Source organism: Mycobacterium sp. 852002-51971_SCH5477799-a, assembly GCF_001667145.1.
Classification (GTDB): domain Bacteria; phylum Actinomycetota; class Actinomycetes; order Mycobacteriales; family Mycobacteriaceae; genus Mycobacterium.
Window position 1 is genome coordinate 138,418 of sequence record NZ_LZIF01000106.1, and the last position, 23,461, is coordinate 161,878.

The 23,461-nt window shown below is 67.3% G+C and carries 21 protein-coding genes and 1 pseudogene; 15 read left to right on the forward strand and 7 right to left on the reverse strand.

Annotated elements, in window-relative coordinates; genetic code table 11:
• Positions 1 to 85: 85 nt before the first annotated feature.
• Together A5753_RS16335 and A5753_RS16340 are read left to right on the forward strand one after the other, a co-directional pair.
• The gene (locus A5753_RS16335; protein WP_067130109.1) at positions 86 to 880 is read left to right on the forward strand and encodes a DUF2470 domain-containing protein; all 795 of its coding nucleotides are present in this window, start codon (positions 86 to 88) and stop codon (positions 878 to 880) included.
• Between the two features lie 53 nt (positions 881 to 933).
• On the forward strand, positions 934 to 2,142 hold the full coding sequence (locus A5753_RS16340; protein ID WP_369829325.1) for an LCP family protein: 1,209 nt from the start codon (positions 934 to 936) through the stop codon (positions 2,140 to 2,142).
• A gap of 20 nt (positions 2,143 to 2,162) precedes the next feature.
• Here the strand turns inward: A5753_RS16340 and A5753_RS16345 are convergent, their stop codons facing one another.
• Together A5753_RS16345 and A5753_RS16350 are read right to left on the reverse strand one after the other, a co-directional pair.
• Positions 2,163 to 2,975, reverse strand: coding sequence for a glycerophosphodiester phosphodiesterase (locus tag A5753_RS16345; protein WP_067130112.1), 813 nt, complete (start codon positions 2,973 to 2,975; stop codon positions 2,163 to 2,165).
• 4 nt (positions 2,976 to 2,979) lie between these two features.
• Positions 2,980 to 4,029, reverse strand: coding sequence for a DUF4328 domain-containing protein (locus A5753_RS16350; RefSeq protein WP_156656132.1), 1,050 nt, complete (start codon positions 4,027 to 4,029; stop codon positions 2,980 to 2,982).
• Positions 4,030 to 4,493: 464 nt separating this feature from the next.
• Here A5753_RS16350 and A5753_RS24595 point away from each other — a divergent pair, with 464 nt between their 5' ends.
• The 10 genes and pseudogenes from A5753_RS24595 to rraA all read left to right on the forward strand — a co-directional run bounded on the left by A5753_RS24595 (position 4,494) and on the right by rraA (position 10,474).
• Positions 4,494 to 4,649, forward strand: coding sequence for a hypothetical protein (locus tag A5753_RS24595; RefSeq protein WP_197694716.1), 156 nt, complete (start codon positions 4,494 to 4,496; stop codon positions 4,647 to 4,649).
• 148 nt (positions 4,650 to 4,797) lie between these two features.
• Positions 4,798 to 5,421: a superoxide dismutase gene (locus A5753_RS16355; RefSeq protein WP_067130118.1), complete on the forward strand. Its 624-nt coding sequence runs from the start codon at positions 4,798 to 4,800 to the stop codon at positions 5,419 to 5,421.
• 201 nt (positions 5,422 to 5,622) lie between these two features.
• Positions 5,623 to 6,156, forward strand: a complete 534-nt coding sequence (locus A5753_RS16360) for a peptidase (RefSeq protein ID WP_067130121.1) — start codon at positions 5,623 to 5,625, stop codon at positions 6,154 to 6,156.
• Between the two features lie 246 nt (positions 6,157 to 6,402).
• Positions 6,403 to 6,489 (forward strand): annotated as a pseudogene (locus A5753_RS25230) (TMEM165/GDT1 family protein); the annotation flags it as partial.
• A gap of 559 nt (positions 6,490 to 7,048) precedes the next feature.
• Positions 7,049 to 7,447, forward strand: coding sequence for a secretion protein EspR (locus tag A5753_RS16365; protein WP_067130191.1), 399 nt, complete (start codon positions 7,049 to 7,051; stop codon positions 7,445 to 7,447).
• Between the two features lie 131 nt (positions 7,448 to 7,578).
• Positions 7,579 to 8,235, forward strand: coding sequence for a DUF6474 family protein (locus A5753_RS16370; RefSeq protein WP_067130122.1), 657 nt, complete (start codon positions 7,579 to 7,581; stop codon positions 8,233 to 8,235).
• A gap of 26 nt (positions 8,236 to 8,261) precedes the next feature.
• Complete coding sequence (locus A5753_RS16375; protein ID WP_067130125.1) at positions 8,262 to 8,924, forward strand: YcnI family protein; 663 nt, start codon at positions 8,262 to 8,264, stop codon at positions 8,922 to 8,924.
• A complete protein-coding gene (locus A5753_RS16380) occupies positions 8,921 to 9,421 on the forward strand; it encodes a copper resistance CopC family protein (RefSeq protein ID WP_067130127.1) in 501 nt (166 codons plus the stop codon). The genes A5753_RS16375 and A5753_RS16380 overlap by 4 nt, the downstream gene beginning before the upstream one ends.
• Positions 9,422 to 9,528: 107 nt before the next feature.
• Entirely contained in the window at positions 9,529 to 9,963 is a 435-nt protein-coding gene (locus tag A5753_RS16385) for a nucleoid-structuring protein H-NS (protein ID WP_067130130.1), read from the forward strand.
• A gap of 25 nt (positions 9,964 to 9,988) precedes the next feature.
• Entirely contained in the window at positions 9,989 to 10,474 is a 486-nt protein-coding gene (gene rraA, locus A5753_RS16390) for a ribonuclease E activity regulator RraA (RefSeq protein WP_067130133.1), read from the forward strand.
• A gap of 4 nt (positions 10,475 to 10,478) precedes the next feature.
• Here rraA and A5753_RS16395 read toward each other — a convergent pair whose 3' ends face one another.
• Positions 10,479 to 11,948: an NAD(P)/FAD-dependent oxidoreductase gene (locus A5753_RS16395; RefSeq protein ID WP_067130136.1), complete on the reverse strand. Its 1,470-nt coding sequence runs from the start codon at positions 11,946 to 11,948 to the stop codon at positions 10,479 to 10,481.
• Between the two features lie 41 nt (positions 11,949 to 11,989).
• On the opposite strand from A5753_RS16395, the gene A5753_RS16400 reads away from it, so the two are divergent.
• Both A5753_RS16400 and dinB read left to right on the forward strand, forming a co-directional pair.
• On the forward strand, positions 11,990 to 12,664 hold the full coding sequence (locus A5753_RS16400) for a TetR/AcrR family transcriptional regulator (protein WP_369829326.1): 675 nt from the start codon (positions 11,990 to 11,992) through the stop codon (positions 12,662 to 12,664).
• A 30-nt stretch (positions 12,665 to 12,694) separates the two neighbouring features.
• Entirely contained in the window at positions 12,695 to 13,909 is a 1,215-nt protein-coding gene (gene dinB, locus A5753_RS16405) for a DNA polymerase IV (protein ID WP_067130143.1), read from the forward strand.
• Here the strand turns inward: dinB and A5753_RS16410 are convergent.
• Both A5753_RS16410 and A5753_RS16415 read right to left on the reverse strand, forming a co-directional pair.
• Entirely contained in the window at positions 13,906 to 14,913 is a 1,008-nt protein-coding gene (locus A5753_RS16410; RefSeq protein ID WP_067130146.1) for a PHP domain-containing protein, read from the reverse strand. The genes dinB and A5753_RS16410 overlap by 4 nt on opposite strands.
• A gap of 22 nt (positions 14,914 to 14,935) precedes the next feature.
• Positions 14,936 to 15,376 (reverse strand): hypothetical protein, encoded by a 441-nt coding sequence (locus tag A5753_RS16415; protein WP_067130150.1) that lies wholly within the window; start codon positions 15,374 to 15,376, stop codon positions 14,936 to 14,938.
• 51 nt (positions 15,377 to 15,427) lie between these two features.
• On the opposite strand from A5753_RS16415, the gene A5753_RS16420 reads away from it, so the two are divergent.
• Positions 15,428 to 16,279 (forward strand): LLM class F420-dependent oxidoreductase, encoded by an 852-nt coding sequence (locus A5753_RS16420; RefSeq protein WP_067130153.1) that lies wholly within the window; start codon positions 15,428 to 15,430, stop codon positions 16,277 to 16,279.
• Between the two features lie 394 nt (positions 16,280 to 16,673).
• Here the strand turns inward: A5753_RS16420 and A5753_RS16425 are convergent, their stop codons facing one another.
• The gene (locus A5753_RS16425; protein WP_067130156.1) at positions 16,674 to 18,140 is read right to left on the reverse strand and encodes a glutamate synthase subunit beta; all 1,467 of its coding nucleotides are present in this window, start codon (positions 18,138 to 18,140) and stop codon (positions 16,674 to 16,676) included.
• Positions 18,133 to 22,716 (reverse strand): glutamate synthase large subunit, encoded by a 4,584-nt coding sequence (gltB, locus tag A5753_RS16430; RefSeq protein WP_067130194.1) that lies wholly within the window; start codon positions 22,714 to 22,716, stop codon positions 18,133 to 18,135. The genes A5753_RS16425 and gltB overlap by 8 nt, the downstream gene beginning before the upstream one ends.
• Positions 22,717 to 23,461: the final 745 nt, after the last annotated feature.

The window sequence follows — 23,461 nt, forward strand, 5'->3', positions numbered from 1 at the left end:
AACCCTAGCGGCGTGCAGGCCAGAAAACCCTTGCGACGCCACGCCGCGGTAAGTTAACTTAGGCTTACCTAAATGAAGGATGAGAATGGTATTACCGCTGAGCTGCCCCGCCCCGACCACCGCCGAACGGGTCCGCAGCGCCTGCGTGCGCGCCGGCGGCGCGCTGCTGGCCATCGAGCATGCCGACCCGGTCGCCACCCCCGTGCACCATCTGATGGACCACGGATCCGTTGCGCTGGCGGTTCCCGTCGAACGGGGACGCGAGCACACGCGCCCCATCTCGGGCTCCCCAGCGCTGCTCGAGCTGACCGACTACGCGCCGCTGCCGCTGCGTGAGCCCGTCCGTTCGCTGGTCTGGGTGCGCGGGCACCTCCAGGAGGTGCATTCGACCGAAGTCCTCGACACGCTCGACCTGATCGCCGCCGAGTGCCCGAATCCGGCCCTGCTGAGCATCGACACCCCGCGATGCGCCCCAGCCGACGGTGAAGAGCCGCGCTACACGTTGCTGCGGCTCGAGATTGCCTCGGTGGTCGTCACCGATGCCACCGGCGCGGAGCCGGTCAGCGTGGCCGACCTGCTGGACGCCCGGCCCGACCCGTTTTGCGCGCTCGAGTCGAACCTGCTGTGGCACTTGGACACCGCCCACAGCGATGTGCTGGCGCGACTGGTGTCCAGGCTCCCGGCGTCCCTACGCCGCGGGCACGTGCGACCCCTCGGGCTGGACCGCTACGGCGTGCGGTTCCGCGTCGAGGGCGACGACCGCGATCACGACGTCCGGCTGCCGTTCCACAAACCGGTCGACGACATGACCGGTCTGAGCCGGGCCATCCGCGTGTTGATGGGGTGCCCGTTCATCAACGGGCTCCGCGCGCGCGGCTAGGCGAAGTCGCGGCGTAACAGCGCAGCGGGGCCCGCGGCACGTACGTTAACCGGGTGAACGGCGACCGATCACCGCAGCCTCGGAGACCTCCGGGATCGAGCCCGTCCGCGCATCCGCGTGCCGGGCAACCGGGCCCGGAACCGTCCCAGGTGATCCGCCGCCCTGGCGCGCCTTTGCCGTCACCGACCGCCCAGACCCGGCCGCTGCACCGACAAACAACACCGCCCCCGCCTGCCGCCGCCTCGTCAACATCCCGGGTCGCGCCGCCCCGGCCGCCAGTGCCGAACCGCAAGCGAGGCAAGCTCCGCTGGGTTCGCAAGGTGGTGACGGTCCTGCTGGTGGGCGTGCTGCTGATCGGTGCGGGCCTCATCGCCGGGGCAGTCTGGTTCGACTACAAACTGCACCGCGAGCGGGTGCTCGCCGACTATCCCGGCCGCCCCGCAGCCGGCCGCGGCACCAACTGGCTGGTCGTCGGGTCGGACAGCCGCCAGGGACTCAGCGCCGAGCAGCAACAGGACCTGGCCACCGGCGGCGACATCGGTAACGGCCGTACCGACACGATCCTGCTGATTCACGTGCCGGGTTTCGGATCCGCAGCGCCGACGACCATGGTGTCGATACCGCGCGACTCCTACGTGCCCATCCCGGGCCACGGCAAGGACAAGATCAACGCCGCGTTCGCAGTGGGCGGTGCGCAACTGCTGATTCAGACGATGGAGCGCATCACCGGGCTGCGCCTCGATCATTACGCCGAGATCGGTTTCGGCGGGTTCGCCGCGCTGGTGGACGCGCTCGGCGGGGTGACCGTATGCCCGAAGGCGCCGTTCGACGACCCGTTGGCCGGCATCGACTTGCCGGCCGGCTGCCAGACCCTGACCGGCCGAAACGCGCTCGGCTACGTCAGGTCACGCGACACCCCGCGGGCCGACCTGGACCGGATGGCCAATCAACGGCAGTTCGTGGCGGCGCTGCTGCATCGGGCCGCCAGTCCCGCGGTGTGGCTCAATCCGTGGCGCTGGTACTCGGTAACGCGCGCGGCCGCCGACGCCCTGACCGTCGACCAGTTCGACCACGTCTGGGATCTGGCCCGGCTCGGCTGGGCACTGCACGGCACGGCCGCCGCCATGACCGTCCCGATCGGCGAGTTCACCAGCGGCGGTGCCGGCTCGGTCGTGGTGTGGAACCACGAGGAGGCGGCCAGGTTGTTCCAGGCGTTGGCATCAGACGCGCCGGTACCTTCCACATCGGGCGAGCAGCAGTAGCGGTCGACCTAACCGCTGCCCTAGCCTGCACGATTGCCCTGCAGCCATGCTTTGGTGCGACCCGGGTGGTGCGTCGCGAGCCAGGCCACCCCGACGTCGCGGCAGAAATCGATGTCCTCGTAGTCGTCGACGTTCCAGCAGTAGACTGCCCTGCCCTGGGCGATGGCGCGGTCGGCGAGTCGCGGATAGTCCTTCAGCGTCGTCACCGAAGGCCCCACGGCCGTGGCGCCGATGGCGGTGGGTGCACCGCTGGTCAAATAGCGCGCGGTCCTGCCGAGCAGCACCGTGGGCAGCAGCGGGGCGGCTCGCCGGATCCGCCACACCGCGGACGCCGAGAACGACATCACCACCGCGCGGGACCGGTCCGCCGAGGCGGGCGCGGCGATGCCGAAACGATGCAGCGCGGCGAGCAACTTGGTCTCCACCAATGATCCGTATCGCACGGGGTGTTTGGTTTCGATGAACAGCTTCACCGGACGACGCCAATCCAGAACGAGTGAAACCAGCGCGTCCAGCGTCAACAAACTGGTGTCACCGTGCGTGCCGTCTTCTCGCCAGCTGCCGTGCCACGCCCCGTACTCGAGCTCGCGCAGCTCGGCCAGCGTCATGGTGCTGACCAAACCCGCCCCGGTCGAGGTCCGGTCCAGCCGGCGGTCGTGCACGCACACCAGATGTCCGTCGCGGGTCAATCGCACGTCGCACTCGACGCCGTCGGCGCCTTCTTTGAGGGCGAGGTCATAGGCGGCCAGCGTGTGTTCGGGCCGCGCGGCCGAGGCGCCGCGGTGGGCGACGACATAGGGGTGCCCGGCGAGCACCTCGTCGGCCCACGACATACCCCTATGCTGCCGGTTCCTGCCCCTTCAACTCAACTGGGTCAGTCGAGGCCGGTGCGGCAGGCCGGTCATCGGGAACCGCGACCCAGCGATGCGCGGGGCGCGCGACGGGTTTGCGCTGGAATCCCTCGAAGACGCGGGTGGCGGCGGCCAGCGTGGCGGCCGCGAACAGGTACGCGAAGACCATCAGGACGGTGTTGTTGGCGATGCCCTGGGCATCGGTGGCGAAGCTGGTCGCGATGGCCGCGATGGACACGGCGTAACTGCACACCCACGCGCCCCACCACTGCAGGATCGTCGTGCGCAGCCGGGCGTAGTGCTCCTCGAGTAGTGCCAGCTCGATCACGTACACCGGGGCCCACAGCAGATTGGCCAGCGGCACGACGCATCCCGCCCACAACGCCCGCGGCGAACGCTGCTCGGGCAACCCGTAGTGGGCGAACACGGCGGCGCGGCGGGCGATCATCCAGCGGATCAGCTGCACACCCGAGGCGATCACCGCGGCACCCGCGCCCACGCTGGCGAGCACGCCAAGCCAGTCGGCTCCCATGGCGACCCAGGAGTTCAGCAAGGTGTTCCGGTTGATCACCTGCAGCACGTACCGCACCACGTAGACCAGGGCGGCGATGCTGAGCACCAGCACGCTGACGAACGACGTGGTGCGCACGATCTGCGCGGGCGGCCCCGCCTGCGGGGGTGCTGCGGCGACGGCGGGCGTCTGCTCGACGCGGTCGGCCAAGCTCCAGCGCGGTATGACGGCGTAGCGCGGCGTGGGCCCTAACGGGCGGCGGCCCCGCCGGGTCGGCGGCGCCGCTCCGGGCCGCACGGCTATCCAGCGGTAGCCGGGCGGTAGCCGCGGCGGCGTGCGCTGCCAACTCGGCGGCGGCGCCGACGGGCGAGCCTGCGCCGGTGCGGCGGACGCACTCCATCGCGGGTCGGCCGGCGGGCCATCATGCGTGGGCGCCATCAGGGCCCCGCGGCACCGCGGACACCACTCGCGCTGTCGATCGCGCACGTTCCAGCGCGTGCCGCACTGGGAGCACACCTGGATCACCGGACCAGACTAACGCCGTCCCGGCGCGTGCCGAGGAACACGGGCCGCGGGCCCGCGCGAGCGCTCGTGCTTGACAACCGTAGGAGCCAGCTCGGCAACCGACCGAGCCGCCAAAGACTATCCACAGTTTCCACAGGTTTATCCACAGCCCTGACGTGGGTACAACAAGCATCGCTACAGCCTCTGGCGGCAGACCGTATTGTCTCTGTGGATAACAAGCCGGGCTCGCGACACCGTCGAGACAGCCCCAGACCGGCCATTGAGCGAAATCACTTGCCTTGCTAAGCAATGGCACGGCCGTGCCAGCTGGCGACCCGTTTCCCCCGGGTGTCCTGCGGTTATCGCCAACCCACAGCTCAGCGCATCATTTTCTCAACCTCGCCACGAAGCGCTATGATCGCGTTCGCAAAACGTATTTGTGACTCACCTCACTGAGCCGAGGTGACCGGGGTGGAAGGCGAGTGATGGCCACGCATTCGTTTGGTCCGGCTGCACCGGACCCGTCGAAGTCGTATTGCGGTTCGGCGGCGTGGAATCACAGCTATAGCATCGCCGCCCTGCGCGCCGGGTTGATCGCCCTGGCGTTGCTCGCGGTGCTGGTGATCATCGTCTTGTCTTGAATCGCCGCCGAGCGGGTATCCGCGTTCCGGCTCACAAGCGTCGTTCTTGCGGAGCGCGCGGTCATGGAGCAGGGTTGATAACGGCTGGCCGCCGGCAGGCGGTCCCGCGCGACTGAGCTTCAAGACGACAATCGAAGAAAGGAATGCCGTGGCTGAATACACTCTGCCCGACCTGGACTGGGACTATGCAGCGTTGGAACCGCATATCTCGGGGCAGATCAACGAGATCCACCACAGTAAGCACCACGCCACTTACGTCAAAGGCGTGAACGACGCTGTGTCCAAGCTCGAAGAGGCCCGCGCCAACGAGGACCACGCTGCGATCTTCCTGAACGAAAAGAACCTCGCTTTCCACTTGGGCGGTCACGTCAATCACTCGATCTGGTGGAAGAACCTGTCGCCGGACGGAGGCGACAAGCCGACTGGTGAACTGGCCGCCGCCATCGACGACGCGTTCGGATCCTTCGACCGATTCCGCGCGCAGTTCAGCGCTGCCGCCAACGGGCTGCAGGGGTCGGGCTGGGCGGTCCTGGGCTACGACACCCTGGGTAACCGGCTGCTGACCTTCCAGCTGTACGACCAGCAGGCCAACGTTCCGCTGGGCATCATCCCCTTGCTGCAGGTCGACATGTGGGAGCACGCCTTCTACCTGCAGTACAAGAATGTCAAGGCGGATTACGTGAAGGCTTTCTGGAACGTCGTCAACTGGGCGGACGTGCAGAAGCGCTACGCGGCTGCGACGTCGCAAACGCAGGGCCTGATTTTCGGCTGACTTTCATTTCGATCGGCGGGGGCGTCGCGCGGTTTGCGCGGCGCCCCAGTCGTTTTTTCTGACCATTGACCGACCGCGGAACAGCTTGCGTCCGCGTCGCTGACCGTGTCGTGTTGCACCGCGCCTAAACCGCAGGCATGCTGAATTATTCGGGCTTACCAGTGTGGTTATTCCAAGCGGAGGCGTCGCGCGGAGGTCGAAATGGAAAGTGGGTCGGACGGGCCTATCGGGGTTTCCCCGTTCCATTCTCGTGGGGCCTTGAAAGGTTTCGTGATCTCCGGGCGCTGGCCCGACTCGACCAAAGAATGGGCCCAGCTGCTCATGGTCGCGGTCAGAATCGCGTCTTTGCCCGGATTGCTTTCCACCACAACGGTCTTCGGAGCCCGTGAGGAATTGCCGGACGAGCCCGAACCCGGCACGGTTGGGCTGGTGCTGGCCGAGGGCACGGTATTCGGTGAATCCGCTATCCAGCCAGGCTATTTCGCAGATCATCAGCCGCCGGCCCTGCTGATGTTGCACCCGCCCTCGGAAACGACGCCGTCACTGCCCGAATGCACCGGGGCCGCCTCGGGATGCGTACTGCTGCCCGGATTGCCATATTTGGGACTCGAGCATCGGGCGGCATGGGTGGAAGCGGAGGCGGACGGCACCGTTACCTCGATGGTGAGCCGGGTCGGTGTCGACCCGATCACTCATCCCGATACGGCAATACTGGCAATGCTGCTCGCGGCATAACGAAATGCCCGATAACAGTTCGGGTCTCGAATGCCGCAAATACGGCTGACCGAACTCCGCCGGCTCGCTGGCGTACGCCGAATGGGCCCATTAACCTGAGACGGTTAGCGAAGGGGAGTAGCCCCCAATCGTCGAGTCGACATACTGGCGCACAGCCCGGCCGGCGGACCGGTTCAACCGGTGGACGAGACCTTCGACCGGAGTTCGACGACTTGTCGTCGACGACGTGTCGAAAGGTCGTCCGACATGCTCGCCGCCACGCTGTTGACCCTGGGAGTGGTGTTCGTCGCCGAACTCGGCGACAGGTCCCAGCTGATCACGATGACCTACGCGGATCCTGTTCGACAGCGCTCTGGCCTGGCGCGGGGTCGCCGTCGCCGCGACCCTCGCCGTGGCGATCGTCGCCCTCGTATCCGCGGTCGCGCAGACGTCGCGGCGCCGCCGAACCGCCGCGGCGATCGGCGCCGGACGACCGCGTGCCGGCTAAGTAAACGGCCTCGCCCACCGATGTCCGGTGCCGTTTCCCGGGCACCGGGGCCGCGTTTCGCGCTCGGCAGCAAAGGGTGCGCTAAATCGTCCCAGGTTGCTGATCCGTTGCGGTGCGGTCGCTCAGCACGGCGCGGCATATTGTCGCCCCCGTCAGCAGGCCATTCGCCCGCCACTTCGGAACGACCGGCCGATTCTGCGGATAACCTGTGAGTTCCATCGATTTAGTGGACACCCCAGCGAATCAGTTAGACGCTCGTCAAGTGAGGGGTTGGTAGGCGCTAGCTATGCCCATCGGCGTTCCCTCGGGGTTTGCACCTGGATACGGTTACCAAGCCTCGCTACCATGATCAGCAAATACACCTAGGTAATAGTTCACTTCTACAGCCAAGTGGAGGTCATATCGATGAGCACGACGTTCGCTGCTCGCCTGAACCGCCTGTTCGACACGGTGTATCCACCCGGGCGCGGGCCGCACACGTCCGCGGAAGTGATCGCGGCGCTCAAGGCGGAGGGCATCACGATGTCGGCTCCCTACCTCTCCCAACTGCGTTCCGGCAACCGCACCAACCCTTCGACAGCGACCATGGCCGCTCTGGCCAACTTCTTCCGGATCAAGTCGGCCTACTTCACCGACGACGAGTACTACGAGAAGCTCGACAGGGAGCTGTCGTGGTTGGCCACGACGCGCGACGACAATGTGCGCCGCATCGCGGTGCGCACGGCCGAGCTTTCCCCCGAGGCGCAGCGTGAGGTCTTGGAGCGGGTCAACGAGTTGCGCCGGGCCGAGCACTTGGACGCCTGACGCCCAGGCGTGGCCACCGGGCCTAAAGGCCGGCCCTGCAGGGCTGCCGCCCGCCCATTCCGATTAGGGTTGGCTCAGCGGATCGCGCACCGCGAGCGCTGATCCACGAGATAACCGGGAGGCGGCCGGGAATGGGCCTGTTCGGCAAGCGAAAGAGTCGCGCGACGCGTCGCGCTGAAGCCCGCGCGATCAAGGCCCGCGCGAAGCTCGAGGCCAAGCTGGCCGCGAAAAACGAGGTTCGGCGCGTCAAGTCCGCTCAACGGACGGAGGCCAAGGCGCTGCGTGCGCAGCTCAAGGCGCAGCGCGACACCGACCGCAATGCATTGAAAGTCGCTGAGGCCGAACTCAAAGCCGCGCGGGAGGGCAAGATTTTCTCACCGACACGAATCCGGCGCGTGCTCACGGTGTCTCGGCTGCTCGCGCCGATCCTCACCCCGCTCATCTACCGTGCGGCGGTCGCGGTCCGCGCGCAGATCGATCAGCGCCGCGCGGATCAGCTCGGCGTTCCGCTAGCCCAGATCGGCCAGTTCTCCGGTCACGGCGCCCAGCTGTCCGCGCGCATCGCCGGGGCGGAAAAGTCGCTGCGGATGGTGCAGGACAAGAAGCCCAAGGATGCCGAGACCAAGCAGTTCGTGACCGCGATCGCCGAGCGGCTCACCGATCTGTCGGCGGCGATCACCGCCGCGGAGAACATGACCGTCGCGCGGCGCCGAGCGGCCCATTCCGCCATCTCTTCGCAGCTCGACGGCATCGAGGCGGACCTGATGGCCCGCCTCGGGCTGAGCTGACCACCCGCACGGAACGCAGCACCGGCATGTCAGTTCGAAGCAGGTGGATCTCGCGCAGTCTGATCGCGCTCTGCGGGGCCGCCGCCCTGTATGCCGGGGCGGCCGCCCAAACCCCCGCCGCCAGGGCGCACGTGCACGCCAGCAGCGATAACGCGGTACGCGGAGCCATGGCGATCGTCACGTTCCAGGTGCCGAACGAATCGAACACCGAGTCGCTGACCACGGCGTTGACCATCACGCTGCCCAACGTCTCCTCGGCCCGCACCGAAAGCCTGCCCGGCTGGACGGCCAAGCTCGACCGCGACGCCGCCTCGGGCACCGTGCGCTCGGTGACGTGGACGGCCACCCTCAACGGCGGAATCGGACCAGATCAATTCGGGCTGTTCCGGTTGTCGGTGAAGTTGCCCGACACCGATACCGTCAGCTTCCCCGCCGCGCAGACCTACGCAGACGGGACCGTCGTGAACTGGAATCAGCAGCCGCTGCCCGACGGGAGCGAGCCGGAGCACCCGGTGCCCACGCTCAGCCTCGCCGCCACCCCGGCGCACCAACAGCACGGGCCGCCGAATCCCGCGCCCGCCGCGGCGCGGTCGACCGCGGCCGACAACACCGCGCGGCTGCTGGGCGGCGCGGCTCTGGTGGTCGCGGCCGCAGGCGTCGCGATCGCAATGGCCCGCCGACGGGCATGAGACGCCTGGCGGTTGGTGCGTGCGTCGGCGTCATGCTCGTAATCGCCGCGCTGACCGCGCCGGCCGCGTCGGCACACGCCACCCGCATATCCACCGATCCCGCGGCCGATGCGGCGCTGACGGCCGGTCCGCAGCGGGTGAGCGCCACGTTCAACGAGCAGTTGCAGACCACGTTCGCGGCCATGACGGTGGTCGGACCCGACGGCAACGTGTGGTCCGCTGGCGAGCCCGCCGTCCAGGGTGCGGTGGTCGGCATCGCCCTGCGCGCACTCGGGCCGGCGGGGACCTACACCGTGAACTACCGCGTCACGTCCGCCGACGGCCACGTGGTGTCCGGGTCGTGGTCATTCAGGCTCACCGTGCCCGGCACCGGCACGCCTGGTCCCCCCGCGGCAAGCCCGGACGTCGGGGGCGCGCTCCCGGTCTGGCCATTCGTGGTGATCGCGGTGGCGCTCGTCGCCGGCGGCGCGTGGTGGGCGGCGCGGGGCCGACGGTGAGAGCGGCGGCGGCCACCGGCGTCCGAGGGGCACCGAGGCGTCCTGGCATGATGGGACCTTGAACCCGGTGGGGGAACGACGACAGAGGAAGCTCAAGGAGCGGCCGCATGGCAGACCCGCAGGACCCGATCAACAGCGCACCCGACGGCGCCGGCACCCCGCCGGAGAAGAAACCGCCCGCCAAGGCGGCGAAAAAGGCCGCGAAAGCGCCGGCCAAGAAAGCACCTGCGAAAAAGGCGCCGGCCAAGAAGGCACCCGCCAAGAAGGTGCCGCCAAAGAATGTCGAACCCGCACCGCCGAAACCGCCGGACCAGCCGGCCGAGCAACCAGCTGTGCAGCAGCGCGCCGAAAGCAACGGCGATCTGACCGCTGCCGCCAAAGACGCTGCGGCACAGGCGAAGTCCACGGTGGAGGCCGCAAATAACCCGGTCTCTCCCGCGGTCGCGGGCCCGTCGGCGGGTCAGTCTCCGGTGCCGCTCATCGTTGCCCTGGCCGTCAGCCTGTTGGCCATCCTGCTCATCCGCCAGCTCCGCCGCCGCTGACCGGCAAGCGCCTAACGTGTCAGAAATGACGGTGTCCTTTCGGCCGACCGCCGACCTCGTAGACAGCATCGGTCCCGACGTACGCAGTTGCGACGTGCAATTCCGCCAGTTGGGGGGCCGGACCGAATTCGCCGGGCCGATCCGCACGGTGCGGTGTTTTCAGGACAACGCGCTGCTGAAATCAGTGCTCTCGGAACCGGGCGGCGGTAGCGTCTTGGTCATCGACGGCGACGGCTCCGTGCACACCGCGCTGGTCGGCGACGTCATCGCCGAGCTGGCCCGCTCCAACGGCTGGGCCGGGCTGATCGTCAACGGCGCGGTGCGCGACTCGGCCACGTTGCGGGGCATGGACATCGGCATCAAGGCGTTGGGCACCAACCCCCGCAAGAGCACCAAGACCGGTGCGGGCGAACGCGATGTCGAGGTCAGCCTGGGCGGGGTGACGTTCGTGCCGGGCGAAATCGCCTACAGCGACGACGACGGGATCGTCGTCGTCGCCTCGGCAGAGTGAACCGCTAAACCGCTACGGGGGCGGGCTTTTTCGCGAACTTCAAGCCCTCGTCATCGACCTTGCCGCGCCGGATCGTGCGCATGTCGATGAAGTAGTTCTGCTTGAGCCGCCACGGTGCCCGCGAACCAGACTTGGGCAACAGGTGCATCGAGCGCCGGAAGTAGCCGGGAGTGAAATCCATGAACGGCAGCTCGTCGACGTCGCCGCCCGGATGCTGGGGCTCCACGAAGTCAAAACCCTTCGCGTCCATGTAGTTCAGCAATCGGCAGACGAATTCGGAGACCAGGTCGGCCTTCAGCGTCCAGGACGCGTTCGTGTATCCGAAGGTGATGGCGAAGTTCGGCACACCGGAGAACATCAGGCCCTTGTAGGTCATCAGCGAGGTCAGGTCGATGTCCTCACCGTTGCGGGTCGGCTTCACCCCGCCCAGCAACTGCATGTTCAAACCCGTTGCGGTGACAATGATGTCGGCCGCCAGCTCCTCACCCGAGGTGAGCTTGATACCGGTCTTGGTAAACCGGTCGATGGTGTCGGTGACGACGTCGGCCTTGCCGTGCCGGATGGTCCGGAAGAAGTCGCCGTCGGGCGCCAGGCACAGCCGCTCGTCCCAGACGTTGTAGCGCGGGCCGAAGTGCTTCTCGACGTCGTAGCCCTCCGGTAGGCGCCGCTGTGCCATGGTCATCAGCGTCTTACGCATGTAACCGGGGGCCTTGCGGGACAACTGGTATTGAAAGGTGCTGAACGCGATGGCTTTCCAACGGTTGGCCATGTGCGCGAGGTGGTCGGGCAGCAGCCGGTTGGCCTTGACGGCGAAGGGATCGACGCCCGGCAGCGAGCCGATGTAGGTCGGGGAGCGCTGCAGCATCGTCACGTGCCCGGCGCCCGAATTGACCAGGGCGGGGATCAGGGTGATCGCGGTGGCGCCGGATCCGATGACGACGACGCGCTTGCCCGCGTAGTCGAGGTCCTCCGGCCAGTGTTGCGGATGGACGATGGTGCCCCCGAAGTCGTCGGAACCGGGGAAGGTGGGCGAGTAGCCCTCGTCATAGTTGTAGTAGCCGGTGCAGGCGAACAGGAACGAGCACGTGATCTCGCTCTGGCTTCCGTCGTGTTCGACGGTCACGGTCCAGAGGTTGTCGGTGTCTGACCAGTCCGCGGCCACCACGCGGTGGCGGTAGCGGATGTTCTGCTCGATCCTGTTCTCGACCGCGGTCTCCTTGATGTAGGCCTTGATCGACGCGCCGTCGGCGATCGACTTCGCCGAACGCCATGGCTTGAACCGGAAGCCGAGTGTGAACATGTCGGAGTCCGACCGGATCCCCGGGTATTTGAACAGGTCCCATGTCCCGCCCAGGTCGGCGCGGCGTTCGAGGATGGCGTAGCTCTTTGTCGGGCAGCGTTCCTGCAGGTGCCAGGCCGCGCTCACGCCAGAGATGCCGGCGCCCACGATGAGGACGTCAAGGTGCTCAGTCATGACGCCAACGCTATCAACACCGTGTTGAGTCAGTCAACACCATGTCGAAACTTTCAACACCGTGTAAAGTAGCGGCCGTGACTACCGTCGGTTCCGCCCGCACCCACCGAGGCAGGCGTTCTGCGCGCCCCTCCGGCGACGACCGTGAACTGGCCATCCTGTCCACCGCCGAGCGGCTGCTAAGAGAGCGCTCGCTCGCCGACATCTCGGTCGATGACCTGGCCAAGGGCGCCGGACTGTCCCGGCCGACGTTCTACTTTTACTTTCCGTCCAAAGACGCGGTGTTGTTCACCCTGTTCGAGCGCGTGATCATGGAAGCCGACTCCGCGCTGGAGACCATGGTCGCCAATCCGCCCGCCGACTTGAAAGCGTTGTGGCGCATCGGGATCAATGTGTTCGTCGAGACGTTCGGGGCGCATCGGGCGGTGTCGCTGGCCGCCGACGCCGCGCGCACCAACAAGGACGTCGGCGAGCTGTGGTCGCGCTTCATGGAGAAATGGGTCGAGCACACCACCACCGTGATCGAAGCCGAGCGGGCCCGCGGCGCCGCGCCGGTGACGCTGCCGGCCCGCAATCTGTCGGCCGCGCTGAACCTGCTCAACGAGAAGGTCATGCTCAGCTCGTTCGCCGACGGGCGACCGTCGGTGCCCGACGAGCAACTGCTCGACACGCTGGTGCATGTCTGGGTCAGCAGCGTCTACGGCAAGGCCTGCTGACCAGCACCTGTCGGGACAGTATGCGAACATATGTTCGTGCGGTGCGATGCTTCCATCCTGCACGCGGACCTCGACTCGTTCTACGCGTCCGTCGAACAGCGCGACGACCCCACCCTGCGCGGGCGCCCGGTGATCGTGGGCGGAGGTGTGGTGCTGGCCGCGAGTTACGACGCCAAGGCCTACGGCGTGCGGACGGCCATGGGCGGGTCGCAAGCGCGGCGGCTGTGTCCGCGCGCCGTCGTGGTGCCCCCGCGGATGAGCGCGTACTCGCGCGCGAGTGATGCGGTCTTCGAGGTGTTCCGCGATTGCTCCCCGATCGTCGAGGCGTTGTCGGTGGACGAGGCCTTTCTCGACGTCGGCGGGCTGCGCCGGGTCAGCGGCACGCCGGTCGCGATCGCCGAGCGGCTGCGGGCCGATGTGCGTGACCGCGTCGGGCTGCCGATCACCGTCGGCGTCGCCCGCACGAAGTTCCTCGCCAAGGTCGCCAGCCAGGAAGCCAAGCCCGACGGGCTGCTGCTGGTGCCGCCCGATCAGGAGCTGGCGTTCCTACGGCCGCTGCCGGTGCGCCGGCTCTGGGGTGTCGGCGCGGTGACCGCTGAGAAACTGCGCGCGCACGGCATCGTGACCGTCGCGGACGTCGCCGAGCTCAGCGAGTCCGCACTGGGCTCGATGGTCGGCGGTGCGATGGGCCGCCAGCTGTACGCGTTGTCCCGCAATATCGACCGTCGTCGTGTGACCACCGGCGTGCACCGCCGGTCCGTCGGCGCTCAGCGGGCGCTGGGGCGCGCCGGAAATACGATGTCGGACAACGAAATCGACGCGGTGGTGGTGAATCTTATCGACCGCATCACCGGCCGCATGCGGGCGGCGGCACGTACCGGTCGCACGGTGATGCTGCGGCTGCGCTTCGACGACTTCACGCGCGTGACCCGATCGCACACGTTGCCGTGGGCCACCTCGTCCACGGCGCCTCTCCTGGCCGCCGCACGTCGATTGGTCGCGGATGCCGCGCCGCTGGTCGCCCAGCGCGGCCTGACTTTGGTCGGATTCGCGGTGTCGGGCATTGACCGCGGCGGCTCCCAACAGTTGATGCTGCCGTTCGGCGACCTGAAGCGTCGCGTGCCCGGCGATGACATCGACGCGGCCATCGACCGGGTGCGCCGGCGCTACGGCAAGTCGGCGCTCACGCCCGCGGTGCTGCTGGGCCGCGATCCGGGCTTCGAAATGCCGCACCTACCGGACTAATTTGAGCCGGTCCACTCCAGTAGCCGCTCGGCTGGCCAGGTGTTGACGATCCGGTCGACGGGAACCCCCGCGTCCAGCGCCCGCTGCGCGCCATAGCCCAAAAAATCCAGCTGGCCGGGCGCGTGGGCGTCGGTGTCGATGCTGAACACGCATCCGATCTCCAGGGCCAGGTTCAGCAGCCGGCGGGGCGGATCGCGGCGCTCGGGGCGGGAGTTGATCTCGACCGCCGTGCCGTGGTCGCGGCATGCGGTGAACACCGCCTCGGCGTCGAACTTGGATTCCGGCCGGATGCCGCGATTCCCGGAGACCAGCCGGCCGGTGCAGTGGCCCAGCACGTCGGCGTGCGGGTTGGCCACGGCGCGCAGCATCCGCCGGGTCATCGCGGGCGCATCCATCGACAGCTTGGAATGCACGCTGGCCACCACGACGTCGAGGCGCTCCAGGAGCTCGGGTTCCTGGTCGAGGCTGCCGTCCTCGAGGATGTCGACCTCGATGCCGGTGAGGATGCGCATCGGCGCGAACTTCTCCTGCAAGCCCTCGATGACGTCGAGCTGCTTGCGTAACCGCTCGGGCGAGAGGCCGTTGGCGATCGTCAGTCGCGGCGAGTGATCGGTCAGTGCGCAGTACTCGTGGCCCAGCGCCGCCGCGCTGGCCATCATCTCCTCGATCGGCGCCGAGCCGTCCGACCAGTTGGAATGCAGATGCAGATCGCCGCGCAGCGCGGAACGGATGTCACCGCCGCCGAGATCCTCTGCGGTGGAACGGAGTTCGACCAACAGGTCCGGTTCGCGGCCGGACCACGCCTGGTCGATGACCTTGGCGGTCTTGGGGCCGATGCCCGGCAACGTCTGCCAGCTGTTGGCCTGGCCGTGACGCTCGCGGGTCGCTTCGTCGAGGGCCTCGATGATGTCGGCCGCGTTGCGATAGGCCATCACGCGCCTGGGATCGTGCCGGCTCCGGTCCTTGAAGTAGGCGATCTGCCGTAACGCCGCTACCGGATCCATGACTCCAGTGTGCCCGCCCCGCTCACCAGAGCTGGCCGGCGACGAACCCGGCGAGCAGCACGCCGAACCCGCCGATCTCCCCGGCGATCAGCAGCGTCATCGCGACCGCGATGCTCCGGTCGGCGTGTTCGAACTGGTTGACGGTGTCGCGGCGCGCCCCGTGGTAGATGTAGGCCAGGATGGCCGCCACGAAAAAGAAGACGACCACGCCCGCGGCCGTCAGGTTCACCCACACCGGCCAGGCGCTCAGCTGAACGAAGACGGCCAGCAGCAGCGTCGCGAACGAATACAGCAACGCGGCGCGGTGAGCGATGTCGACGTAGGGATGCGCAAGGTGGGTCTCCGACGTCATCATCTCGCGGTATTTCCACACGCCCAGAATCAGCGCAAGCAGGAAGATCAGGCCCGCCGCCAGCAGGGTGATCTTGGTGTCTATTCCGAGGGAGCCACACACAGCAGTCATCGCGCGCCTGAGTTTAGTTGCCCTTCATAAACCCCGGCTAACGTCATTGGCATGCGATTCGCTTTCAAGACTTCCCCGCAGAACACCACCTGGGCACAGATGCTCTCCGTCTGGCAAGCGGCCGATGACATCGAGGTCTACGAGTCCGGGTGGACGTTCGACCACTTCTACCCGATCTTCTCCGACAGCAGCGGGCCCTGCCTGGAGGGCTGGACGACGCTGACCGCGCTCGCGCAGGCCACCAAGCGGCTGCGGGTGGGGACTTTGGTGACCGGTATCCACTACCGCCACCCCGCGGTCCTGGCCAACATGGTTGCCGCGCTGGACATCATTTCGAACGGACGGCTCGAGCTGGGGATCGGCGCCGGCTGGAACGAAGAGGAGTCGGGCGCCTACGGCATCGAGCTGGGCAGCATCAAGGAACGCTTCGACCGCTTCGAGGAGGCGTGCGAGGTGCTGACCAGCCTGCTCAGCCGCGAGACCACGGACTTCGACGGCAAGTTCTACCAGCTCAAGGGCGCCCGCAACGAGCCCAAGGGGCCGCAGCGGCCGCACCCGCCGATCTGCATCGGCGGCAGTGGGGAGAAGCGCACCCTGCGGATCACCGCCCGCTACGCCCAACACTGGAATTTCGTGGGCGGTCCGCCCGACGTCTTCGCCCACAAGCGTGACGTGCTGGCCTCGCACTGCGCGGACATCGGCCGCGATCCCAAGGAGATCACGCTCTCGGCACACCTGCGCCTGGAGCCGGACCTGGACTACGGGAAAGTCATCGAGGACGCGGCCGGGCTGGCCGCCGAAGGCTTGGATCTGGGCATCGTCTACCTTCCCCCGCCGCACGACCCGGCCGTGCTGGAACCGCTCGCCGAGGCGATCCGCGACTCGGGTCTATGGGAGCGGTGATGCCGCTCTCACGGCGCAGCCCGGACTGTCCGGCGAAAATCCCTCCGGGCACACTCTGAGCAAACCCGCCGCGCGCCAGTCGAGGCGCCGGGCGGGCGGTCAGGCGCCGAAGAGCAGTAAGTCCTGAGCGGTCACCAAGCGCTCGTGTTTGGCAGGAAATTCCCGACTTTTCACCGGGTGACGCAACCATGACCAGGCGATTCGCCCCATCCGTGTCCGAGGTAATGGGTGGATATGCACAAGAATCTCTCCTGCGATCGGTCCGTTCAACCGGGAAACCGGTGTGACCCCCATGTGAGCGGGCTCACAACGGGTTATTAGACACCTGCCGTCTGGCAAACAGTGGGAGACTCGCCGGGCAAATCCGGCCGCGTTTCTGGTGTGACTGCTGTTACTACTGAAGCGGCACGGCGGTCGGCTTGACCGGCGCCGGCAGTGCGGTCGACCCCATCAGGAATCGGTCCGCCGCGGCGGCCGCGGCCCTGCCCTCAGCTATCGCCCAGACGATCAACGACTGGCCACGACCCATATCGCCGGCAACGAAGACGCCCGACACCGACGTGTCGAAATCGGCGCCGCGGGCGACGTTGCCGCGCTCGGTGAACTTCACCTCGAGGTCGGTGAGTAGGCCCTCCTTTTCGGGGCCGACGAATCCCATCGCCAGCAACACCAGGTCGGCCTCGAGTTCGAACTCGGACCCCTCCACCTTGAGGAACTTGCCGTCTTGCATCGTCACCTCGTGCGCCTTGAGCGCCGTCACGTGACCGTCTTCGCCGACGAACTCCTCGGTGTTGACCGAGAACACCCGCTCGCCGCCTTCCTCGTGCGCCGAGGACACCCGGTACATCAGTGGGTAGGTCGGCCACGGGGTGGACGGCGCGCGCGTCTCCGGCGGACGCGGCATGATCTCGAACTGGTGGATGACTTTCGCACCCTGCCGGTGCGCGGTGCCCAGGCAGTCGGCGCCGGTGTCCCCGCCGCCGATGATGACGACCTTCTTGTCTTTGGCGGTGATCGGCGGCTCCCCGTCGGGGCCCAGCACGTCGTCGCCCTCCTGCACGCGGTTACCCCACGGCAGGTATTCCATCGCCTGGTGGATGCCGTCCAGCTCACGGCCGGGGATCGGCAGATCACGCCCTGCGGTGGCACCGCCGGCCAGCACCACGGCGTCGAAGTCGGCGCGCAGTTGCTCGGCGGTGATGTCGACGCCGACATTGACCCCGGCCCGGAATTCGGTTCCCTCGGCTCGCATCTGGTCCAGCCGGCGGCCGAGGACACGCTTTTCCATCTTGAATTCCGGGATGCCGTAGCGCAGCAGTCCACCGATGCGATCGGCCCGCTCGAACACGGTGACCGTGTGGCCGGCGCGGGTCAGCTGCTGGGCGGCGGCCAAACCCGCCGGCCCGGAACCGACCACGGCGACCTTTTTTCCGGTCTTCTCCTCCGGCGGCAACGGCCGCACCCAGCCTTCGTCGAAGGCCTTGTCGATGATCTCCAGCTCGATCTGCTTGATCGTCACCGGGTCCTGGTTGATGCCGAGCACACAGGCCGGTTCACAGGGCGCCGGGCACAGCCGCCCGGTGAAGTCGGGAAAGTTGTTGGTGGCGTGCAGCCGTTCGATGGCATCGCGCCACCGGTCCCTGCGCACCAGGTCGTTCCATTCCGGGATCAGGTTGCCCAGCGGACAACCGTTGTGGCAGAACGGAATACCGCAGTCCATGCAGCGGGTCGCCTGTTCGCGCAAGGTCTCGTTGTCGAATTCTTCGTAGACCTCGCGCCAGTCGCGCAGCCGCAGCGGGACAGGCCGGCGCTTCGGCAATTCCCGATGCGTGTATTTCAGGAAACCGCTCGGATCAGCCATGCGCGGCCGCCATGATCGCCTTGTCGATATCCACGCCGTCGCGTTCGGCTTCGGCGATGGCCTGCAGCACCCGCTTGTAGTCTCGGGGCATCACCTTGGCGAAATGCCGCTGATGTTGCGGCCAGTCACCCAGGATCCGCTGGCCGACAGCGGAATCGGTGGCATCAACGTGTGCCTGAATCATGCCGTGCAACCACTCGTAGTCATCTTCATCCAAGGTCTCGAGCGCGACCATCTCGGCGTTGAGATTGCCCGGGAATTCGCCCTGCGGATCGTAAACGTAGGCCACGCCGCCGGACATGCCCGCCGCGAAGTTGCGGCCCGTGCGGCCGAGGACGACAACCTTGCCGCCGGTCATGTATTCGCAACCGTGGTCGCCGACGCCCTCAACGACGGCGTGCGCCCCGGAGTTGCGGACGGCGAACCGCTCGCCGACGACGCCGCGCAGGTATGCCTCGCCGCTGGTCGCGCCAAACAGGATCACGTTGCCGCCGATGATGTTGTCCTCGGCGACGTAGTCCTGGGGCGCGTCGTCCGAGGGCCGAACCACGATCCGGCCACCGGACAGGCCCTTGCCGACGTAGTCGTTGGCGTCGCCGTAGACGCGTAGCGTGATGCCGCGCGGCACAAACGCACCGAAGCTGTTGCCCGCGGAGCCGTCGAAGGTGATGTCAATGGTTCCGTCCGGCAACCCTTGTCCGCCATAGGCTTTGGTGACCTCGTGGCCGAGCATGGTGCCCACCGTGCGGTTGACGTTGCTGATGGTCGTGGAGAACCGCACCGGCTTTCCGGAGTCCAGCGCCTCGCGGCTCATCACGATCAACTGCTGATCGAGCGCCTTGTCCAGACCGTGGTCTTGGCGTGAGCTGCAGTACAGGTCCTGGTTCATGAACGCCGATTCCGGCTCGTGCAGCACCGGGGCCAGATCCAGCCGGTGGGCCTTCCAGTGGGCCCGCGCCAGCGTCATGTCCAAGGAGTTCACCTGGCCGACGGCCTCGTTGATCGTGCGGAAGCCCAACTGCGCCATGTACTCACGCACCTCTTCGGCGATGAACATGAAGAAGTTCTCGACGAACTCGGGCTTGCCGGTGAAGCGTTCGCGCAGCACCGGGTTTTGAGTGGCCACCCCGACGGGGCAGGTGTCCAGGTGGCAGACCCGCATCATGATGCAGCCGGAGACCACCAGCGGCGCGGTGGCGAAGCCGAATTCCTCGGCGCCGAGCAGCGCGGCGATCATCACGTCGCGGCCCGTCTTGAGCTGACCGTCGACCTGAACCACGATCCGGTCGCGTAATCCGTTGAGCAGCAACGTCTGCTGCGTCTCGGCAAGCCCGAGCTCCCACGGTGCACCGGCGTGCTTCATCGAGGTCAGCGGGGTGGCGCCGGTGCCGCCGTCGTGCCCGGAGATCAGCACCACGTCGGCGTGGGCCTTCGACACACCCGCGGCCACCGTGCCGACGCCGTTCTCCGAGACCAGCTTGACGTGCACCCGCGCGGTCGGGTTGGCGTTCTTCAGGTCGTGGATCAGCTGCGCCAGATCCTCGATGGAGTAGATGTCGTGGTGCGGCGGCGGCGAAATCAAGCCGACACCGGGCGTGGAGTGGCGAACCTCGGCCACCCAGGGGTACACCTTGTGCCCCGGAAGCTGGCCGCCCTCACCGGGTTTCGCACCTTGGGCCATCTTGATCTGGATGTCGGTGCAGTTCGTCAGGTAGTGCGACGTGACGCCGAACCGCCCGGAGGCAACCTGCTTGATCGAGCTGCGCCGCCAATCGCCGTTGGGATCGCGGTCGAACCGCTTGACGTCCTCGCCGCCCTCCCCGCTGTTGGACCGGCCACCCAGCCGGTTCATTGCGATGGCCAGCGTCTCGTGTGCCTCGGCCGAGATCGAGCCGTAGCTCATCGCCCCGGTCGAGAAGCGCTTGACGATTTCACTGGCGGGCTCGACCTCATCCAGGGGAATCGGCGGATTGACCCCGGCCCGGAACTTGAGCAGGCCGCGCAGCGAAGCCATCCGCTCGCTCTGGTCGTCGACCAGACGGGTGTAGTCCTTGAACACCTTGTACTGGCCGGTGCGCGTGGCGTGCTGCAGCTTGAAGACGGTCTCGGGGTTGAACAGGTGGTACTCGCCCTCGCGGCGCCACTGGTATTCGCCGCCCACCTCGAGCTCGCGGTGGGCCCGCTCGTCCGGGCGGTCCAGGTAGGCCAGTGCGTGCCGGGCGGCGACGTCGGCGGCGATGTCGTCCAGGGTGACGCCCCCGATGGGGCAGCTCAAACCGGTGAAGTATTCGTTGAGCACGTCCTCGGAGATGCCGACCGCCTGGAACAACTGGGCACCGGTGTACGACGCGACCGTCGAAATGCCCATCTTGGACATGACTTTCAGCACGCCCTTGCCGGCGGCCTTGATGTAGTTGCTCAGCGCCGTCTTGCGGTCGATGCCCTCGATCACGCCGCGATCGAGCATGTCCTCGATGGACTCGAACGCCATGTACGGGTTGATCGCCGCGGCGCCGAAGCCGACCAGTGCGGCCATGTGGTGGACCTCGCGGGCGTCACCGGTTTCCACCACCAGGCCGACGTGGGTCCGGGTACGGTCGCGCACCAGGTGGTGGTGCACCCCCGCCACCGCGAGTAGCGACGGGATCGGCGCCAGCCGTTCGTCGGATTCGCGGTCGGACAGGATGATCACTCGCGCGCCGTCGGCGATCGCCGCCGAGGCCTGCGCGCGCACCTCCTCGAGCGCGGCGGCCAGCCCGGCGCCGCCCTCGGCGACCGGGTACAGGCAGTGAATCACCTTGGAACGCATGCCGTGTGGACGGCCATTGACCTCGGCCTCGGGGTCCAGGTTGACCAGCTTCGCCAGCTCCCGGTTGCGCAGAATCGGCTGCGACAACGCGATCTGGTGACATGAGCGCTCGGTCGGCGTCAGAAGGTCGCGCTCGCCGCCGGTGGTGCCCTGCAGACTGGTCACCACCTCCTCGCGGATGGCGTCCAGCGGCGGGTTGGTCACCTGCGCGAACAGCTGCTGGAAGTAGTCGTAGAGCATCCGGGGCCGCTGCGAGAGCACCGCGACCGGCGTGTCGGTGCCCATCGATCCGATTGGCTCCGCGCCGCTGCGCACCATCGGCGCGACCAGGAGGTTGAGTTCTTCGTAGGTGTAGCCGAATATCTGCTGGCGCTTGACCAGTCGGTCATGCGGCATCCGCTTGTAGTTGCCCTGCGGCAGGTCGTCGAGCGGGACCAGGTTTTTGTCCAACCACTCCTGGTACGGGTGCTCGGCGGCCAGCTCCGCCTTGATCTCCTCGTCGGCGACGATGCGGCCCTGCGCGGTGTCCACCAGAAACATGCGCCCGGGCTGCAACCGCATCCGGCGGACCACCTTGGCCGGGTCCAGGTCCAGCACGCCGGCCTCGGACGCCATGACCACCAAGCCGTCTTCGGTGACCCAGATTCGCGAGGGGCGCAAGCCATTACGGTCGAGCACGGCGCCGATGATGGTCCCGTCGGTGAACGTTATCGACGCGGGGCCGTCCCACGGCTCCATCAGCGAGGCGTGGTACTGGTAGAACGCCCGCCGCGCGGGGTCCATCGTCTCGTTGCGTTCCCAGGCCTCGGGAATCATCATCAACACCGCGTGGGCCAGGCTGCGCCCGCCCAGGTGGAGAAGTTCGAGGGCCTCATCGAAACGCGCGGTGTCGGACGCGCCCGGCGTACAGATCGGGAACAACTTCTCGACGTCGGCCTCGGTCCCGAAAACGTCGGTCTTGATCAGCGCCTCGCGGGCGCGCATCCAGTTCTCGTTGCCGGTGACGGTGTTGATCTCACCGTTGTGCGCGACGCGACGGAAGGGGTGCGCCAGCGGCCACGACGGGAAGGTGTTGGTGGAGAACCGGGAGTGCACTATGCCCAGCGCGCTCGTCAACCGATCGTCTTGCAGGTCAAGGTAAAACGCCTTGAGCTGAGGCGTGGTCAGCATGCCCTTGTAGACGAGTGTCCGACCGGAAAGGCTTGGGAAATATACGGTTTCGCGACCGGGCCCATCCTGGCCAGGACCCTTGGTGCCCAGTTCGTGCTCGGCGCGCTTGCGCACCACGTAGGCGCGGCGCTCCAGCGTCATGCCGGATGCGCCCGCCATGAATACCTGCCGGAAGGTGGGCATCGCGTCGCGGGACAGGGCGCCCAGCGAGGAATCGTCGATGGGCACGTTGCGCCAGCCCAGCACCGTCAGGCCCTCGGCTTCGGCGATCTTCTCCACCGCGGCACACGCCGTCGCGGCGTCCTTGGACGACTGCGGCAGGAACGCGATGCCGGTGGCGTAGCTGCCCTCGGCGGGCAATTCGAAGTCGACGACCTCGCGCAGAAAACCGTCGGGGACCTGAAGCATGATGCCGGCGCCGTCACCACTGCGAGGCTCGGCGCCCTGGGCACCCCGGTGCTCGAGGTTCAGCAGCGCGGTGATTGCCTTGTCCACGATGTCGCGGCTACGACGGCCGTGCATATCGACGACCATGGCAACCCCGCACGAGTCGTGCTCGAACGCGGGGTTGTATAACCCGACGCGCTTGGGCGTCATATGCACCTGACCCTTCACCTGAACGTTCCGCGCGGCCGTTTCCAGCGGCCCCGACGAGGTCGCACCCTTGAGGTTGCGGGCTGGAACCCCTTCGGTCTTGTCTCGATGGGCTGTGCCCCAGGCGGAGATGATCCTGTTAGGGATGCCCGTGCAGCTTTGAACGGCGGCCTGGAACCGGTCTCGACAAGTCGTAAAACGATATGACAATACCCGCCTGACATGCCAACTTCGTCAAGTCTAACCGCCGGTTGGCAGCGTCGTAAATTTCGCTGCTGCGGTTGAGCTCCAATTATGCCCACCCCCGGTCCGGGGCCGCGATTTCTTTCCGCAGCTGCGGGTCTGCCGGGAGGTGCCGACCCGAAGCCGCCCCGCTCTGCGAGTTTGCTGACGACGTCGCTGGGCCGGTCGGCGACGTCGCTGGCGGCGGGTATGAGCTTGCTCAACGCCCAGCCGGGCGCGCCACGGCCGCGCGTTGCCGGACGCGCCCGTGTTTGCGCATTCGCGTACGGCGCGCGACAGGAGATACTGGACGGAAATGATCACACCCGGCGTCGCAGGTTGGACGGTGGCGATGATCACGTAGCGCGGTCGTTGCCGCCGCCCCATCGGCGCGACGATCGACCACCCGGCACGCGAGGAGCCCATGAACGAGCGCGACGAATTCCTGCGGGACCGTCTGCAGCCCGAACGGCCGAGCCCCCCCGCGCCACGCCCGTCCGGTCCCTTGCCGCAGCAACCCCTGTCT